Below are 307 nucleotides of genomic sequence, written 5' to 3'. Positions count from 1 at the left end.
GTACTGCTGAGCGGATTATTAATCGCCATGCTGGGACTATTGATGATCATTTTCTTCAGCCACTCGTTTACCAATATGGTGATGGGGCGATTTCTGCAAGGCCTAGGAACTGGCTGTTGCGCTGTACTTGCTCGTGCCTCGACGCGCGATAGATTCAACGGCGCAGACTTGCCTTTGGCGATGTCTTATATTGCGATGGTTGCCTCTATAACACCTTTGATCGCGCCTGTTATCGGTGGGTTTATTAACTTCCACTTTGGCTGGAGTATGGTGTTTATCTCACTACTTGGCTATGTCTCACTGGCTT

The 307-nt window shown here is 48.2% G+C and carries 1 protein-coding gene; it reads left to right on the top strand.

Features of this window, described 5'->3' with window-relative positions:
* Positions 1-307 (top strand): MFS transporter (locus tag AB4512_RS23725; RefSeq protein ID WP_372175965.1); only part of this gene is annotated, 307 nt, incomplete at both ends.

Source organism: Vibrio sp. 10N.222.52.B7 (assembly GCF_041474275.1).
GTDB lineage: Bacteria > Pseudomonadota > Gammaproteobacteria > Enterobacterales > Vibrionaceae > Vibrio > Vibrio crassostreae_C.
This window is presented reverse-complemented; position numbering and strand designations above follow the sequence as displayed.